This is a genomic window from Chitinophaga oryzae (assembly GCF_012516375.2).
GTDB lineage: Bacteria > Bacteroidota > Bacteroidia > Chitinophagales > Chitinophagaceae > Chitinophaga > Chitinophaga oryzae.
This window is the reverse complement of record NZ_CP051204.2, coordinates 2,485,154-2,500,802: the sequence shown is the minus strand read 5'-3', so window position 1 is coordinate 2,500,802 and position 15,649 is coordinate 2,485,154. Positions and strand designations below refer to the sequence as shown.

The 15,649-nt window shown below is 52.3% G+C and carries 15 protein-coding genes; 10 read left to right on the top strand and 5 right to left on the bottom strand.

Features of this window, described 5'->3' with window-relative positions; translation table 11 throughout:
- Positions 1-11 precede the first annotated feature (11 nt).
- The gene (locus tag HF324_RS10495; protein ID WP_168802433.1) at positions 12-245 is read left to right on the top strand and encodes a thioredoxin domain-containing protein; all 234 of its coding nucleotides are present in this window, start codon (positions 12-14) and stop codon (positions 243-245) included.
- A gap of 57 nt (positions 246-302) precedes the next feature.
- On the opposite strand, the gene pdxR is transcribed toward HF324_RS10495, so the two are convergent.
- Positions 303-1,712: a MocR-like pyridoxine biosynthesis transcription factor PdxR gene (gene pdxR, locus HF324_RS10490; protein WP_168802432.1), complete on the bottom strand. Its 1,410-nt coding sequence runs from the start codon at positions 1,710-1,712 to the stop codon at positions 303-305.
- A 158-nt stretch (positions 1,713-1,870) separates the two neighbouring features.
- Here pdxR and pxpB point away from each other — a divergent pair, with 158 nt between their 5' ends.
- The 4 genes from pxpB to HF324_RS10470 are packed head-to-tail and all read left to right on the top strand — an operon-like array spanning position 1,871 to position 5,469.
- Complete coding sequence (gene pxpB, locus HF324_RS10485; RefSeq protein ID WP_168802431.1) at positions 1,871-2,581, top strand: 5-oxoprolinase subunit PxpB; 711 nt, start codon at positions 1,871-1,873, stop codon at positions 2,579-2,581.
- Positions 2,578-3,570, top strand: coding sequence for a 5-oxoprolinase subunit C family protein (locus HF324_RS10480; RefSeq protein WP_168802430.1), 993 nt, complete (start codon positions 2,578-2,580; stop codon positions 3,568-3,570). The genes pxpB and HF324_RS10480 overlap by 4 nt, the downstream gene beginning before the upstream one ends.
- Positions 3,557-4,297: a 5-oxoprolinase subunit PxpA gene (locus HF324_RS10475; protein WP_168802429.1), complete on the top strand. Its 741-nt coding sequence runs from the start codon at positions 3,557-3,559 to the stop codon at positions 4,295-4,297. Before HF324_RS10480 ends, HF324_RS10475 begins: the two co-directional genes overlap by 14 nt.
- Positions 4,294-5,469, top strand: a complete 1,176-nt coding sequence (locus HF324_RS10470; protein ID WP_258539477.1) for an NRAMP family divalent metal transporter — start codon at positions 4,294-4,296, stop codon at positions 5,467-5,469. The genes HF324_RS10475 and HF324_RS10470 overlap by 4 nt, the downstream gene beginning before the upstream one ends.
- Positions 5,470-5,487: 18 nt before the next feature.
- Here HF324_RS10470 and HF324_RS10465 read toward each other — a convergent pair whose 3' ends face one another.
- Together HF324_RS10465 and HF324_RS10460 are read right to left on the bottom strand one after the other, a co-directional pair.
- Complete coding sequence (locus HF324_RS10465) at positions 5,488-6,765, bottom strand: HlyD family secretion protein (protein ID WP_168802428.1); 1,278 nt, start codon at positions 6,763-6,765, stop codon at positions 5,488-5,490.
- A 4-nt stretch (positions 6,766-6,769) separates the two neighbouring features.
- Positions 6,770-8,956, bottom strand: coding sequence for a peptidase domain-containing ABC transporter (locus HF324_RS10460; protein ID WP_168859731.1), 2,187 nt, complete (start codon positions 8,954-8,956; stop codon positions 6,770-6,772).
- A 499-nt stretch (positions 8,957-9,455) separates the two neighbouring features.
- Between HF324_RS10460 and HF324_RS10455 the strand changes: the two genes are divergently transcribed.
- Positions 9,456-10,772 carry a TolC family protein gene (locus tag HF324_RS10455; RefSeq protein ID WP_168859730.1) on the top strand — a complete coding sequence of 439 codons (1,317 nt, stop codon included), beginning with the start codon at positions 9,456-9,458 and terminating at the stop codon, positions 10,770-10,772.
- Between the two features lie 54 nt (positions 10,773-10,826).
- Here HF324_RS10455 and HF324_RS10450 read toward each other — a convergent pair whose 3' ends face one another.
- Positions 10,827-11,501: a YceI family protein gene (locus HF324_RS10450; RefSeq protein ID WP_168802425.1), complete on the bottom strand. Its 675-nt coding sequence runs from the start codon at positions 11,499-11,501 to the stop codon at positions 10,827-10,829.
- A 195-nt stretch (positions 11,502-11,696) separates the two neighbouring features.
- Here HF324_RS10450 and HF324_RS10445 point away from each other — a divergent pair, with 195 nt between their 5' ends.
- The 4 genes from HF324_RS10445 (at position 11,697) to HF324_RS10430 (ending at position 14,854) form a co-directional block, all read left to right on the top strand.
- Positions 11,697-12,284, top strand: a complete 588-nt coding sequence (locus tag HF324_RS10445) for a Crp/Fnr family transcriptional regulator (RefSeq protein ID WP_168802424.1) — start codon at positions 11,697-11,699, stop codon at positions 12,282-12,284.
- Between the two features lie 79 nt (positions 12,285-12,363).
- Positions 12,364-13,065, top strand: coding sequence for a DAPG hydrolase family protein (locus HF324_RS10440; RefSeq protein ID WP_168802423.1), 702 nt, complete (start codon positions 12,364-12,366; stop codon positions 13,063-13,065).
- 27 nt (positions 13,066-13,092) lie between these two features.
- Positions 13,093-14,211 carry an MFS transporter gene (locus tag HF324_RS10435; protein WP_168802422.1) on the top strand — a complete coding sequence of 373 codons (1,119 nt, stop codon included), beginning with the start codon at positions 13,093-13,095 and terminating at the stop codon, positions 14,209-14,211.
- Between the two features lie 10 nt (positions 14,212-14,221).
- Entirely contained in the window at positions 14,222-14,854 is a 633-nt protein-coding gene (locus tag HF324_RS10430) for a DAPG hydrolase family protein (protein WP_168802421.1), read from the top strand.
- A 144-nt stretch (positions 14,855-14,998) separates the two neighbouring features.
- Here the strand turns inward: HF324_RS10430 and HF324_RS10425 are convergent, their stop codons facing one another.
- Positions 14,999-15,592 (bottom strand): hypothetical protein, encoded by a 594-nt coding sequence (locus HF324_RS10425; RefSeq protein WP_168859729.1) that lies wholly within the window; start codon positions 15,590-15,592, stop codon positions 14,999-15,001.
- Positions 15,593-15,649: the final 57 nt, after the last annotated feature.

The window sequence follows — 15,649 nt, the reverse complement described above, 5'->3', positions numbered from 1 at the left end:
AAGTCAAAAAAATGGAAAAGTCGATTTTCTATCATGCAGGATGCCCTGTCTGTGTGAGCGCTGAACAAGATATCATTCAATTAATCGGTGAGCAAAAAGTGGAAGTCGTGCATCTCGGCAACGACAGAAAACGCATCGCCGAAGCGGAAGCCGCAGGCGTAAAATCTGTACCGGCATTGTTAACGCCGGCCGGCCATGTGTTACATATCAACTTTGGCGCCTCCATGGCAGACGTAAAAGGTTAATCCAACCGGTAATAAGACCCTTGTTGCCCAACCTGTCGCCGCAGGTTGGGCTTTTTTTCAGAGCAGTGCGGACAACACTTTGATACCGTCGCGCAGCTGTTCCTCCGAGAGTGCCGCATAGCCCAGCCGGAGGCCATTGACCGGCGTTCCGTAACTGAAGCTTTCCGGCGTAATGATCAATACCCCTTTTGCCTTCAGGCTTTCGGAGAGTTTAAGCCAATCCACTTTCATTCTGGGCACCAGCCAGAACGCCAGTCCCCCTTCCGGTACCGTATAATGTGTTTTCTCTGATAAGTATTCGTCCAGCAAACCGGCTGTTATATCCCGGACCGTTTTGTAATAATGTGAAGCCTTTTTTATATGCCGCCTGATGGTGCCGTCTTTAATGAGTTGCAACACAGCATGCTCCATAATGATATCGCCCTGCACATCGATGATTTTACGGAGCGCACCTACGCGTTCCATCATCGCACGGTCGCTGCTCACCATATAGCCTATACGTAAAGCCGGCGCCACTACCTTGCTGAGGGTCCCGATGTATACATAGTGCTGCAGTTCCGGGAAACTGCACAATGGCAATACAGGACGTTGTCCGAAATGAAACTCATTATCATAGTCGTCTTCCAGTATTTTGAAGCCATGCTCATTGGAAAGCCTGATCAGCTCCAGCCGTCGTTGCTGGCTTAATGTTACCGTGGTGGGATATTGCCTGTGCGGCGTGATATAAACTGCTTTTATTTTACGGGACCGGAGATACTTTTTCACATCAGCTATTACTAATCCTTCTCCGTCAACCGCTACCGGCAGCAACCTGGCGCCGGCGCTTTCAAACGCGTTCCAGGCCGGCTTATAGCCAGGGTTTTCCACCAGCACGTAATCTCCTTTGCTGAACAGGCAGTGTGCTGCCAGGTACATCGCCATCTGGCTGCCCCTGGTGATACAGAGGTCGTTTTCCCGGACGCGCATACCACGCTGGTGATTGAGCATCAGGGCGATTTCCTTTCTGAAAGAGGTCTCTCCATAAGGGTTTACGTACGACATGGCCTGCCACTTCGCTTTCCGCTGGAAAATTTCCCGGTACGCCCTCGCCAGCGAGGCTACCGGCGCTATTTTACTGCTGGGGTGGCCGTCATCGAACTGTACGCTGAACCTTTGCTGTCCGTGCCCCGTGGCGGCAGGAGCCTCCTCCTGTTGTCCCCCGGTCCGGGGAAATTGTTCGGCCACAAAAGTGCCCTTTCGTTCTTTTGACACGATCCATCCTTCTGTCAGTAGTTCATTCAACGCTTCCACGACCGTGTTCCGGTTCACCTTCAGCAGCTGCGCCAGGTCACGGCTGCCCGGCAGGGCATCTCCCGGTTGCAGTCTCCCCGACCGGATATCTTTCATAACAGCATCCGCAATCTGGAGATAGATGGGCCGGCCGGCCTTTTTATCCCATTGGATGGTAATCTTCCACCGTCTTAACATCTGCGCACTATTTAAAAAGTAAAGACGGTGCAACCTACCGGAAAAAGTCGTCCGCCGCAACCGGACCAGCGGTATTTATTAATTCTGGACCATCACTGCTGCTGATAAATTTACTGCTGCCGCCGTTTTTCCCGCAGTAAAAGTATTATCTTGTTACCATGAAGCCAGGCTATGTCATACATCCTCTCGGAGATCACGCTGCTATCCTGCAATGGGAGCAGGAAATAAGCATGGCGATACATCAGGAAGTGATGAAAATGTATCATTGTCTCCATACTTCACCGTCTCCCTACCTCCTTGACCTGATACCGGCTTATGCTTCTTTAACGATCGTATATGATGCGGCGCAGATCAGGAACAACGAGCGGGTACCGGGGTTACAGTGGCTGACGGCCTATATTGCAAAGAAAATAAAAACGCAGGAAGCCACCACCGCGCCTGCTCCCCGCGAGCTGCGCATCCCGGTATGTTATGACCCTTCACTTGGCCCTGACATCACGGAGATGGCCGCCTCCAGGAATGTAACCATTGCGGATATCATCGCATGGCATTCACAGACAATATATACGGTATACCTGACAGGTTTCCTGCCGGGATTTCCTTACATGGGGAAAGTATGTGCAGCGCTGGAGACGCCGCGCAGGCAGCAGCCGCGGCTACAGGTACCTGCCGGCAGCGTCGGCATTGCAGGAGCGCAGACAGGCATCTACCCGCTGGCTTCCCCCGGCGGCTGGAATATAATAGGGCAAACACCTTTGCGGATGTTTGACGCTACCAGCGCCGACCCCTGTTATTGCCATCCGGGCGACCGTGTACAGTTCATCCCGGTCACCCTCGAAGTTTTCAGACAGATACAACAGGAGCAATGAGCATCGTAATAGTACAACAGGGCATTATGGACACCATACAGGACAAAGGCAGATATGGTTTTCAGCACCTCGGGATCAATCCCGGCGGTGTCATGGACCGTATAGCCATGGCCGTTGCCAACGGGCTTACCGGTAATGCGGCAGGCGAAGCGTTGCTGGAATTACATTTCCCGGCCGGCAAATACCTGTTTGAAGCCCCTGCCCTGATCGCCTTGTCAGGCGCCGACTTCGGCGCTACCGTCAACGGCCGGGCCGTACCGCTGCATACGCCGCTGTATGTTCCCGCAGGCGCTACGCTTGCCTTTGAAAAGCTGCGTAGCGGCGCGCGCTGCTACCTTGCCGTCCGCCACGGCTTTTCACTGGCACCCTGGCTTGGCAGCTGCAGCACGCACCTCAAGGTGGCCCAGGGCGGCTTTCAAGGCAGGGCCCTCCGTAAGGGGGACAGGCTTCCGCTCAACAAAACGCCGCAGCATGCCAGCGGCCCGTCAACGGAAATACTTCCCTGGACGGCCGCCACCGGTCACCTGTATAATAAACAGGACACCATCCGTATTTTGCCCGGCGCCTGCTGGGACATGCTGGATGCTCCTTCGCAGCAACAGCTCCTCACCGGCAATTTCCGCATAGGGCCACACAGCGACCGTATGGGGTTCCGGCTGAACGGGGCGTCCCTGCGCACCAGCAGGAAAGAAGAGCAATTGTCTGCCGGCATATGCAGGGGGGCCATACAGCTCCTCCCCGATGGCCAGCTGATCATACTGATGGCAGACCACCAGACCACCGGCGGCTACCCGGTAGCTGCGCATGTCATCACCGCCGATATGCCCGCGCTGGTGCAGTACCAGGTGGGGCAGTCATTACAGTTCAGCATTGCCGGCAGGGAAACGGCAGAAAAACTGCTGTGGCAACAGGAGAGAGCGTTGCGCTACCTGCAGCATGCAACGCAGTTACGTTTGGAAAAATGGTTATCACCATATGAAACATATTGACCTTAATTGTGACATGGGCGAAGGGCTGGACAACGACGCGGCCATTATGCCCTTTATCAGCAGTGCCAATATCGCCTGCGGTTATCATGCCGGCAATGCCGACACCATGAAAAAAACGGTATCGCTGGCAGCCAATCATCATGTAGCCATAGGCGCCCATCCCGGCTTCGCAGACCTGGAGAACTTCGGACGCAGCGAGCAACAGCTGTCAGATGCCGCGCTGTACGACCTGGTGTCCACACAGGTATATGCCCTGCAGATCATCTGCCGCGCACATGGCGTACCGCTGCAGCATGTAAAACCACATGGCGCCCTGTATAACATGGCCGCCCGTACGCCGGCGATGGCCGCCGTTATCGCAAAGGCCGTAAAGGATGTCGACAGCCGCCTGCGGCTCTTCGGGCTGAGCAGCAGCGCCCTGATCAGCGAAGCAGCGGCGGCCGGCCTGAAAACGGTCAGCGAAGTATTTGCGGACAGGACCTACCAGGATGACGGCTCGCTGACACCCCGTTCCCAACCCGGCGCGATGATTGAAAATGAAACACTGGCCATCCAACAGGTACTGCAGATGGTCACCCGGCAAGAGGTAACTGCCCGGTCCGGAAAAACAATTCCGCTGAAAGCAGAAACCATCTGCATACATGGCGACGGCCCCCATGCACTGGAATATGCCCGCGCCATCCACGCCGCCCTGCTTCATCATCACCTAACGATTCAACATCCGTGAGTAAACAAAAATCTTCCGCCATCATGGGCGCCGCTTTCCTGATGGCCACCTCAGCTATCGGTCCGGGCTTCCTGACACAAACCACCGTTTTCACCTGGCAGCTGGGCGCCGCCTTCGGCTTTGTGGTGCTGATCTCCATCTTACTGGATATTGGCGCGCAGCTCAACATATGGCGCGTGCTGGCGATCACGGAACGCCGCGCACAAGACCTCGCCAACGACCTGCTGCCGGGACTCGGTTACCTGCTGGCCGCACTGGTAGTACTCGGCGGACTGGCATTCAACATCGGCAACATCGGCGGATGCGGACTGGGCATACAGGTCATCACCGGCATGGACACGATGTATGGCGCACTGCTCAGCTGCGGTATTGCCCTGTTTATTTTCTGGATAAAAGAGATGGGGTATATGCTCGATCAGTTCACCCGCTGGCTGGGGTTACTGATGGTATTACTGACCGTCTACATCGCTGTCAGCTCCACTCCTCCGCTCGGAGAAGCCGTCCGGCAAACCTTCTGGCCTTCCGTCATCGACACCAAAGCGATCGTCACGCTGGTAGGCGGAACCGTCGGCGGATATATCAGTTTCGCCGGCGCGCACCGGTTGCTGGATGCGGGCATCAGCGGGACGGGCCAGTTAAAAATGGTCAACAGGAGCGCCGTCAGCGGCATCATTATCACCGGTATTATGCGCTCCGTGCTGTTTCTCGCTACGCTGGGCGTAGTCGCCAAAGGCTTTACGCTGGACAGCAGCAATCCGCCGGCATCCGTATTCCGCATCGTAGCCGGTATGGCCGGCTATCGCTTCTTTGGCGTGGTGATGTGGTGCGCAGCGATTACGTCTGTGGTGGGCGCCGCCTACACCTCCGTATCTTTTCTCAAAACATTCCATCCATTGATACAGGTGTATGAACGCTGGATCATCTCTTTCTTCATTGTATTCTCGACCATCGTTTTTGTCTTCCTCGGGAACCCGGTACAGCTTTTAATTACAGCCGGCGCACTCAATGGCCTTATTCTGCCGGTAGCGCTGGCAGTCATCCTGGTAGCCTCGGTAAAAAAGAAACTGATGGGCGCCTACAAATATCCGGTGTGGCTGCAGGCCGCGGGCTGGTGCGTGGTGCTGATCATGGGATGGCTCTGCGCCGTTACACTGATGGCATGGTTAAAATAACCGGCGCGGCCAACAGCTTTAATATTTCAGTGACTTTGTCAGGTTCAGCCAGATCCGCCGGAAAATAGACTGGTCTTCGGTAATAATCTCCGCATCCGCCAGGATGCCCGGCTTCAGCTTAATCACAGAATCTGCGGCTGTCCTCACCAGCGCCACCCTGGAGAAAAACAGGCTGTCCCGGACAGGGATATCCGAAATATAATCCACCTTTCCTTTCAGGTAGCCATATTCCTGGTAGGGATAACTGCGTACCCTGATCATCACCTTCTGTTCTTTTTTTACTCTCGATGATGCCGCCTGCGGGATCAGCACCTCGCCGTAGTAATCGTTTTTCCCGGCATTGATGTAAAACAGGATGTCGCCCGTTTTATGCAGCTGGTTTTCCTGTAAGAAATCTCCATAAACCAGATAGCCGGCAGAAGGAGTGGTGATGACATATTGTTTTTTCCAGTTCTCCGCATCGCTGATAAAAGTATTCAGCGACTGGTAAAACTTTTTTTCTTCTTCGATAATCTGGTTATCTATCTCGGACAGCTCTTTGTCTTTGGCAGACAACGCGCTCCGGTTACTGATAAGCGTATTCTCCATCTGCGGGATCACCTGCCGCTTGGCAAGCAGTACCGCTTTTTTCCGCTGCAGCTCCAGCGGGCTGATGATCCGCTTTTCCGCCAGCAGCCGGTACTTTTCATACTCCGCTTCCGCGAGGGCCAGCTCATCTTTCTGCAGTTTGTAGATCTCTTCTGTACGGGCGTTCTGATCGTTTACATACTGCACCTCGTTCTGTATGAAGTGTTTCCGCTTCTGTAATATTCCCTCTCTGTTGACTGCCTTATAGTTGAGATAAGCCGTATAGAAATTCTGATAGCTGCCCTGCAATTCTCCGAGGTCCAGCTCTGTGGGGGCCACAAGATCTGTGAGGTCCTGCATGGTGGTGCCGTTGTTGCGTATTTCTTTCAGCCGGCTCAGGATGTCGATGGCCTGCCGGTGCTCCGCGATACTTTCCACATAGGCGATGTCTGTGTTTTTCTCCACCCATTGCCCTTCCCGGGCCAGTATCTTCACGAGGTTGCCGTTCACCTTACTGACGAGCGCTTTGGGTGCATTACTGGTGTTAAATTTCATGGATACCTGTACCATTTCAGGGTAACGGATAAACACTGAAAGACCGATGATGAGCAACACCGTCAGCAACACGAAGGATATGCCCCTTTTCATGAGCCAGGATGGCGGCTTGGTGATGATCTCCTGGAGATCTTCTGAATGGATATCTGCTTCCGGGTAGTTTTGCTTTGCCATGATCTTAATTTCCCAGTTCCAGCTGGTTTTTTACCAGCTCAAAATATTTTCCGCGTTTAGCCGTCAGCTCCTGATGCGTACCTTGCTCTACGATATTGCCTTTCTCCAGCACGATGATGTTATCGGCATTTTTTACGGTGCTGAGGCGATGCGCCACCACAATCACCGTGCGCTGGTCAAAAAAACGGTCCAGCTTTTCCACGATGGCTTTTTCATTGTTGGCGTCCAGCGAATTGGTGGCTTCATCGAGAAAGATAAAGACGGGGGCTTTGTAAACGGCGCGGGCTATCATCAACCGCTGCCGCTGGCCCTGGCTGATGCCTTTTCCGGCCGTACCGATTTTGGTCGCCAGCCCGAAAGGCTCCCCGGCAATAAAATCTTCCATATTGGCGATATGCACCGCATGCTGCAGCCTGTCGGCGTCGGGGAACTCATCATTGATAGCGATATTTCGCTCTATCGTATCCGCATATACGTAGTTGTCCTGCAACACGGAGCCGCAACTATCTCTCCAGACACCAAAATCAATCTGGTCCAGCCGCTTTCCGCCTACCAGTATCTCGCCTTCTTCGGGGTTATAATAACGCAGCAGCAGTTTCAGGATGGTTGTCTTGCCGCTGCCGCTGGCGCCTACGATGGCCGTAGTTTTACCCGCAGGGAAGGTTAGATTCAGCTTAGTAAATACCGGTTCATTGCCTGCACCATAATAGCGGAAGGTGACATTGCGCAGCTCTATGGATGCATCGTTGGGCAGTTTGGTCAGGTAGTCCTTTCGGATATCCACTTCTTCTTCCGTCTCGTAGATTTCATTGAGGCGTTCAAGACTTATTTTTGCATCCTGGTAAGACTGCAGGAAGCTCAACAACGACTCTACCGGGTTACTGACCATGCCTACGATATACTGGACCGCCATCATGCCTCCCAGGGTAATTTCACCGTCGATCACCGCTTTGGCCGATATGTAGGTGATGAGGATGCCTTTCGCCTGGTTGATGGCCATCGATCCGACAGACTGGTACTGAGACAACGCCAGGCTCTGTACCCGGAAACGGAACAGTTTGGCCTGCAACGTCTCCCATCCCCAGCGTCTCCGCTTTTCGGCGTTGTTCAGTTTGATGTCCTGCATGCTCTGTATCATCTCCACCATGTAAGTCTGGTTTTCGGAAGATATCTTAAACCGCTTGTTGTCCAGCTCCCGCCGGTACCGCATAAAGGCCAGTATCCACGCGGTATACAGCGCGGTGGATATGATAAAGACCAGGAAAATGGTTTTATTGTAGATGATCAGCAGGCTGCCGAAAATGAGCATGTTCACCAGTGAAAAAAGGGTATTCAGCGTACTGCCGGTCAGAAACGCCTCGATGCGTTGCTGATCGGCCATGCGCTGCATAATGTCGCCATGCGTTTTGAGGTCGAAGAACCCCATCGGCAGTTTCATGATCTTGATCAGCAGATCTGTCAGGATGGAGATATTGACCCGGGTACTGATATGCAGCATGATCCATGAGCGGATGAAAGATACTGCAGTACTGCCCACAAAAAGCATCAGCTGCGCAATCAGGATGAGGTTAATAAAGCTGATGTTTTTTGTATTGATACCGATATCCACTACCGACTGCGCCAGGAAAGGCGCTATCAGCGACAACAGGGTGCCAAGCACCATTCCCAGTATCAGTTGCAGGAATAAACGCCGGTATTTATAGAAATAGGTAAATACCTTGTTCCACCCTAAAGCCCGGACAGGCTCATCTTCATCGATCTGGTAAAAATCAGGGCCGGGACTGAGTATCAGCGTGAGCCCGTCATGCTGGTCTTTCACAGAGAACCAATGTGCTTTGAACTCCCGCTCATCGTAGGAAACCAGTCCGCCGGCCGGATCGGAGATATAATATTTACCTTTCTTAATCTTGTATAGTACCACAAAGTGCTTCTGGTCCCAGTGGAGGATACAGGGCAGCTCTATCTGGCTCAGCTGTTCCAGGTTCAGGCGTGCGCCCAGCGTACGGAATCCCAGCTTTTCAGCGGCTTCAGAGATGCCCAGCAGGTTAACGCCGTTTTTTGTTGTCTGACAGAGCTTCCGTATTTTATGGATGGACACCAGCTGTCCGTAGTATTTGAATATAATACGCAGACAGGTGGCGCCGCAGTCCATCATGTCCATTTGCTTGTAATATGGGAAACGTTTCAGCATGTTTTTACTTGTCTCACTTCAGGCCTGTCCTGTTTCAAACTTCCGTTACTATCGCCACTCTGCCCGGGACCAGCGCAAACGTCCGGCCGGCACGGACAGATGCGTTATCTCAGGCCGTTCTGCAGCCGTTTGAAACACACTTGTGCGTGCTATATAGTGTCTCCGGTAATCCGCTGTTGGTAAAGTTGACTTTCAGGTTTTCCGGCAAAAAAGGACAGATATTAAAGAGATCATGCTCTTTCCTGTGGGCAAACATCATCAATAGGGTCATAGTAACGGGACAAAATAATTTTTCTCAATATAAAAAACTTTTTATTCTAAATTCGTTTTTACTTAACAAATAAATAACATGAAAAATTCCTAAGTGGTTATTTCGCTGAAACCTATGCCCTTACTAAGTTGACAGCGAAATATTTTCCCCGGACACCTATAGAAAAACACCCTGTTACCACCCTTAAAAGAAGAAGAATTTAATGCTGAACATAAATAATGTGAACAGATGCGAAACGCCCTTTTGTTAACCTTCCTTGGCTGTGTTATCAACAGCGCTGCTGTGTGTCAGGCAAAACTGAACCTGGACCAGTCCTTTTCCTTATTGCTGACACAAAATGAAGACGTACGCCAGGCCAACATCACGGTATTGCTTGCCAGGGTGGAGGTGAAGGACGCCCGTAACGGCTTTCTTCCCACGCTGTCTTTCGGTGCAGGCCACACTTATAATCTCGGGCTTGCCTTTGACCAGATCGCCGGGCAGCTGGTGACCGGCAATAAATGGACGAATACCGCCAATGCGAATATCAGTACGCGCGCCACGGTGTTCCAGGGATTCAGCCAGATCAGTAAACTCAAACAGTCTTTACTGAGCCTGGAAAGCAGGGAACTGCAAAAAAACCAGCTTAGTCAGTCGCTTAAACTGGAACTGCTGTCCAGGTATTTCGATGCCACGGCCAGCCGGTCGCTGTATGAAGTCAACCTGAAACAATTACATTTTGCGCAACAACAACTGGAAGAAGAACGCACCAAATATGAACTGGAGACCAACACGCTGGTGGATGTAACGCAGGCAGAAAGCCAGGTAGCCAACAATGAGCTAAACAGCATTGTCAGTAATACGGCGTACAACAGCAGCCTTATTTCTCTCAAACAAATGCTGGGAATACCGTTGACCGACTCCGTATTCCTGGAAACACCCAACCTGGAAATAACGGCGCCGGGCGGGCAGCCGTCCGCTGGTACGCCGGCACAGGACCCGGCCGTCAAACTGGCCGAACTGTCCGTTCGTCAGTCCGCTTTGAATTTAAAATATGCGAAAGCGCCCTATTACCCTACGCTGAGTTTCTTCGGTGCATACGGCACCAATTATTCTTCTGTTCGCAGGGATTTCGGAAGCGATCATTACATGCCTTTCTGGACGCAGGCCGACCAGAACAGGTCCCTGAATTTCGGTTTATCGCTCTCCGTGCCTGTCTTCGACGGCTTTAAAACGCGCAATAACATCAGCAAATTAAAACTAGACCTGGAAAACAAACAATCTGCGCTGAATAAAGTAAAAACAGAGCGTGAGAAGGTGCTGTTACTCGCTATACAGGAATATCAGAAATCAGTGAAGGAATACCAGGTATTGCAGGTGCAGCATCATGCGCTGGAAAAAAATTTTTACGCCATGAAAGAACGGTATGACATTGGTGAGACCAGCGCGATGGAATACAATAAAGCACTGCTGGATTATAATGTGGCGGAAATCAATGTGATCAAAGCTAAATACACGCTGATGTATAATACGGAAGTCATCAGGGTGTTAAAAGGAGAAAGGTAATTTAACTAAAAACGGGGCTGTATTGCTACAGCCCCGTTTTTATGCAGAAGAATTTTACTTCTTGGCCGCTTTCAGGCTAAAACCGATTTCAACATCTTTGCTGATCATCCAGTTTTCAGGGCTGCCTTCTGTTTTGTAGTTGATTCCCCAGGCAGATCTGTCGATCACAAACTTCGCGTTGGCAACAACGTCGTTTGCACCTACGGTAACCTGTGCAGGGAAAGTAATGTTCAGGGTGCTGTCTTTCAGGGTCAGGTTGCCGCTGATAAGATTAGTGGCGCCCGGAAGCAGGCTTTTCTGTTTGGTGCTGTCGTAAGGAGCTACCCCGGTGATCACGAATTTTGCGGACGGATACTTCGCCACGTCAAAAAAGTCACCGCTTTTCAGATGGCCTTCCAGGTCGGCGGCTTTCTTTTCCGGCTCAGTAATAGAGGCAGGGTCTACTGCCAGCGCATTCAGGTCAACATTAAAGCTGCCGCTGCTGATAGCGCCGTTTTCTACATTGAGCGTACCATCGGTTACTTTGATAGTACCAAAACGCGGAGCAAATCCACCTTTGTGGGTGGCGCGCCATTGAACGGCAGTTGTAGCAGTGTCAATTACATAGGCTGCGCCGGTGGCCACAGCCGCTTCTTTTTTTTCTTCCGTTTTTGCCTGGTCGGTAGAAGCGCCGCCACCACAGGCAGCCAGCGTCAGCAGCAAGACAATTGCAGGTACTGTTTGTTTCATAAATAAATTAAGTTAAAACTATAAACGCCTCAATTTAATTGATTAGATTCAAATAGCAGCCAAATACATCGAAAAATATCAATATCTAACAATTTCATTACATTCTGTTCCTGTAAACCCCATGGATGCATCCACAGTTTGCCAGGGCAGCGCTCTGCGGATTATGACTATATTCGCGCCGAACATATCATAGTTATGGATGAGATAACAGCTTTCCTGCAGGCAAAGGCCGGCCCCTCTTTTCAGCCGGATGACCCGGAGTGGGCCGGTCTTATCGATAGCGCCGAGGTCCGCACCTATAAAAAGAACGCCATCATTCTCAAAAGGGGCAAACGCAGCGAAGAAGTATTGCTGACAGCAGCGGGCATCGTGGCCTCCGAATTCAGCGTGGAAGACAAAACCGTTATCGGCCGTTTCTTTCTCCCCGGTACCTTATGCACCAATTTTGACAGCCTGCTGACGCAGGTCCCTTCCCGGTTCCAGATCATCAGTATCACCCCATGCACCGTCATCAGCATTCCCGCCGTTGAATTTTTGCGGCATTATTACCGGAGCAACGGTCCCGGCGTACTGTTCAGAAAAATGATACTGGAGATCATGGCGGAAGACATCTGGCTGACGGATATGAAACTTCTCTACAGCAAAGAAGAAATGGTACATCAGCTGCGGGAACACTACCCCGATATTATCCGGCTGGTACCTTACAAATACATCGCTATGTACCTCGGCATCACCGCGGAAGCCTACAGCCGCATACTTAAAAAAAGCCGGTATAAAACTTAACGCTGATCAAGTTTTTCAATCTCCCGTCAGGTCTACATTTGAGCTGTCAACATTCATCATTCCCTAAAAAGAAGAGCATATGAAAAAAAGTACAGCCCTGGAAAAAGAACTGTTTACGGATATTGATCAGCTGCTGTCTGCCAGGCCGATGCTGCTGGAGACGGGCATCCGCCGGTTGTCCAACGGCATGCTGCAGGTGTCTGTCAGGACAGACCTTCATGGTTGCAGCGGCCGTATGGTAAACTGGTGGTTTACTTTTTTCGAGACCACGCAGCATATCAAATGGTGGCATCCGCATGACCATGTGTTACACGGCGGCTGGGACCAGCACTGGAAACAGAACGAAAATTACATCGGTGCTACGATCCATGCCACCGAGTCGCTGGGCAGTATTCCGCCGGTACCTGCCACGATCAGGTTCCATCATCCGGCGGAGGTGTTCAACCCGCATCTGCTGGAAGTGGCCTATGCCCGCAACGAGGTCTCTGCCGCCGTATATGCCCGCATCGGCTTTGGGAAAGACACCCCACTGGATGCCGATGGCGATCCGCTGGACGGGTATATGTTCCATATTCTGCGCGATACGCCATGGGGTTGCGTGCTGCGGAGCCGTTTTTATCTCGGCGCCGCTGCCCCGGATGCGCAACATGCCGTTCCTGACGAAACAGGCTTACAGCTGATGGTGCATTGTTATTCTGAATTCAGTTACCTCTCCCGCTTCCTGCCGTCACTGTATTATGCAGAAAACAAAAACGGCGACAAAGCTCCGCTTCCCTGGTAGCCTTCCTTTCATGCTTACATAATACTTATGCAGAAACTGTCTGTAGCAGGCACCACTACCCTCCTGCTGACCAGCTGCCTTACCATTATGGTGGGCACAGCCATCGCGCCATCGCTCCATCTCATAGCACCTCAGTTACATATGGGTGCTATGGGCAGCTGGCTGATCACCCTGCCGTCGCTGGGTGTGGTAGTGTTCTCTCCCTTCACCGGTGTTTTTATAGACCGGAGAGGTGCCTATACCGTTATGCAGGCGGGACTTGCAGGCTACGGCCTGCTGGGCATTGCGGCCATATTTCCTCTTCCGCCGTTGCTGATACTTTGTATACGCTTTTTGCTGGGCGGCGCCACCGCGGCCATCATGTCTGCCGGCACCGCGCTGCTGGCCATCCATTTCCAGGGTACAGCGAGGTTAAAAATGATGGCCCTACAGGGAATGGCCATTGAACTGGGCGGTGCATTCTTTCTTGTGGCAGGTGGCATGCTCGGTGATATCGATTGGCGGTTGCCCTTCTGTATCTACCTGCTGGCATGGGTATTATGGCTGCTGCTCGCAGGCTGCGTGCCTAAGCGCCCGCAGCCCGGGATTACAGCGGATTCCGGCAGCCTGCCGGCAACAACGGAGCTGTATCCGGTCGTAGCCGGAGCGGCAGCCGCTATGTTACTATTCTTCACCTGTATCCTTGAGTTGCCGGGGTTACTGCATCAGCGTGTGCAGTTCAGCGCCACGCAGACCGGCTGTTATATGGGCGCTATCTCTCTCCTGGCGGTAATGGCAGCCGGCTGTCTAACGGTAACGGTAAAACGTATTTCAGAACGTTTGACGCTCGCCACCGGCTTTGCCCTCCTGGCCGCGGGCAACCTGTTGCTGAACAGCGCCGGTCAGCCCGCGCCGCTGCTGCTGGCAGCCGTATGTCTTGGCGGCGGTTTTGGATTCACCATACCGCTGTTAAATCATATGACCGTCAGCATGAGTACCGCCGCAAACCGGGGCGCCAGCCTGGGATATTATGCCATGGCCGTTTTCGGCGGGCAGTTCCTGGCCGTCTTCATCGTGATGTTGCCGCACCTGTTTCTGTTCACCGGCATCGGCGGACTTATCATCTCCCTGATGATCATCCTGTCAACAAAAATTAAACACTCCTGAAATATTTTTTATGAAACCAGAAGAAGCAAATCAACTCCTGCAGCCCGGCTACCTGCCTTTTGAAGCCGGCTACCAAAGGCTGGACAATGGCATGCTGCTTGTCGCCGCCCGCAGCAGCCTCCTAAACGTAAAAGGCCATATGATAGACTGGTGGTTCAGCTATGTCCACACCACCGAACAATACAAACAATGGCATCCGGAAGACCATGTGTTCAGCGACTGGATCGGAGAGCGCGGCACCGGCAGGTATATCGGCGGCACCCACATCGCCTATGAGCGCCTGGGCGGCGAGACCGTACACAGGCTGAAAATCAATTTCCTTCCGCCTTCCGAACTGCTGGACACCGACCGTTTTGCCGCCGCCGGCGTAAGCACTGCGGTACATGCACGCCTGGGGGAAGCCGGCGCTCCGGGATGGACGGCCAAAATGGTCCACTTCGTCCGTGATACGTCCTACGGATGTGAAATGAGAAGCCGCTTCTGGCTCGGCTGCTTCGCCGGTAACAACCTGCAAAATGACTACGAAACACGGGTACGCATATACCCTGACGAAATAGGGAAAGGACTGCAGCAACATTGCCATGAAGAAATGAGCATCCTCGGACAGTTTCTGCCGGAGCTGTACAGGGCGCATCATCAATAAGTGACAGCGCTGCCGGCAGCGCTGTCGAAAGATCTCGTGCAACTGGTGATGATTGCCTCTCCTATGGCCCAATAGATCATCCGGCACCTGAATAAGACCGCTGCCAGCGGTCTTATTCAGGTCTCAGCGCACTAACGGTACCGGCTACCCCTTCTTCCTGCTGATCATCCTGCCCAGCTCTTTGCCGGCTTTGGAATAGGCTACGCCAATGCGGGGGCCGGTGGCAAACTGCCCTTTTCCGGCTCTCACATCGTCCATGATGATCTTGCAGATAGATTTTTTCATGTTGTCTTTATCGAACACCTCCACATCCAGGTTCACGCCCGCTTTATGGGAAGAGATACCGACATTGTACCCGGGCTCGATGAATTTGGTGGTGACCACCATAATGTATTTAGTGGCAGCCGTGCTGTCGTCCGTCAGTTTTATATCTGCGGATTGGGTGAAAGACTCTTTGAACTGCGGCTCGTAGTATTTTTTCCGGTCGCCAAGCCATGCTTCCTCCCAGGCTACGCCCGAACCGGGTTCTTTAGCTTCTTTTTCCGCTTTTTTCCTTTTGATGTAGTTGGCTTCTCTGCCTTCTTCGCCGACCACCAGTTTGTTGTACATAAAACGGACCTGCATGTCCGTAACGTCTTTCAGGAAATCCAGTTTGCCTTTAACCAGGTCCTGGGCTTTCAGGAGGCCCGGGGCCAGAACAGCCGCCATCATCAGCAGCAGGGGAATAACTTTTTTCATACAGTTACAGGGATTATTTTCCTAAAGATATAAAAATTTATCTTCAGGCTATCCGGT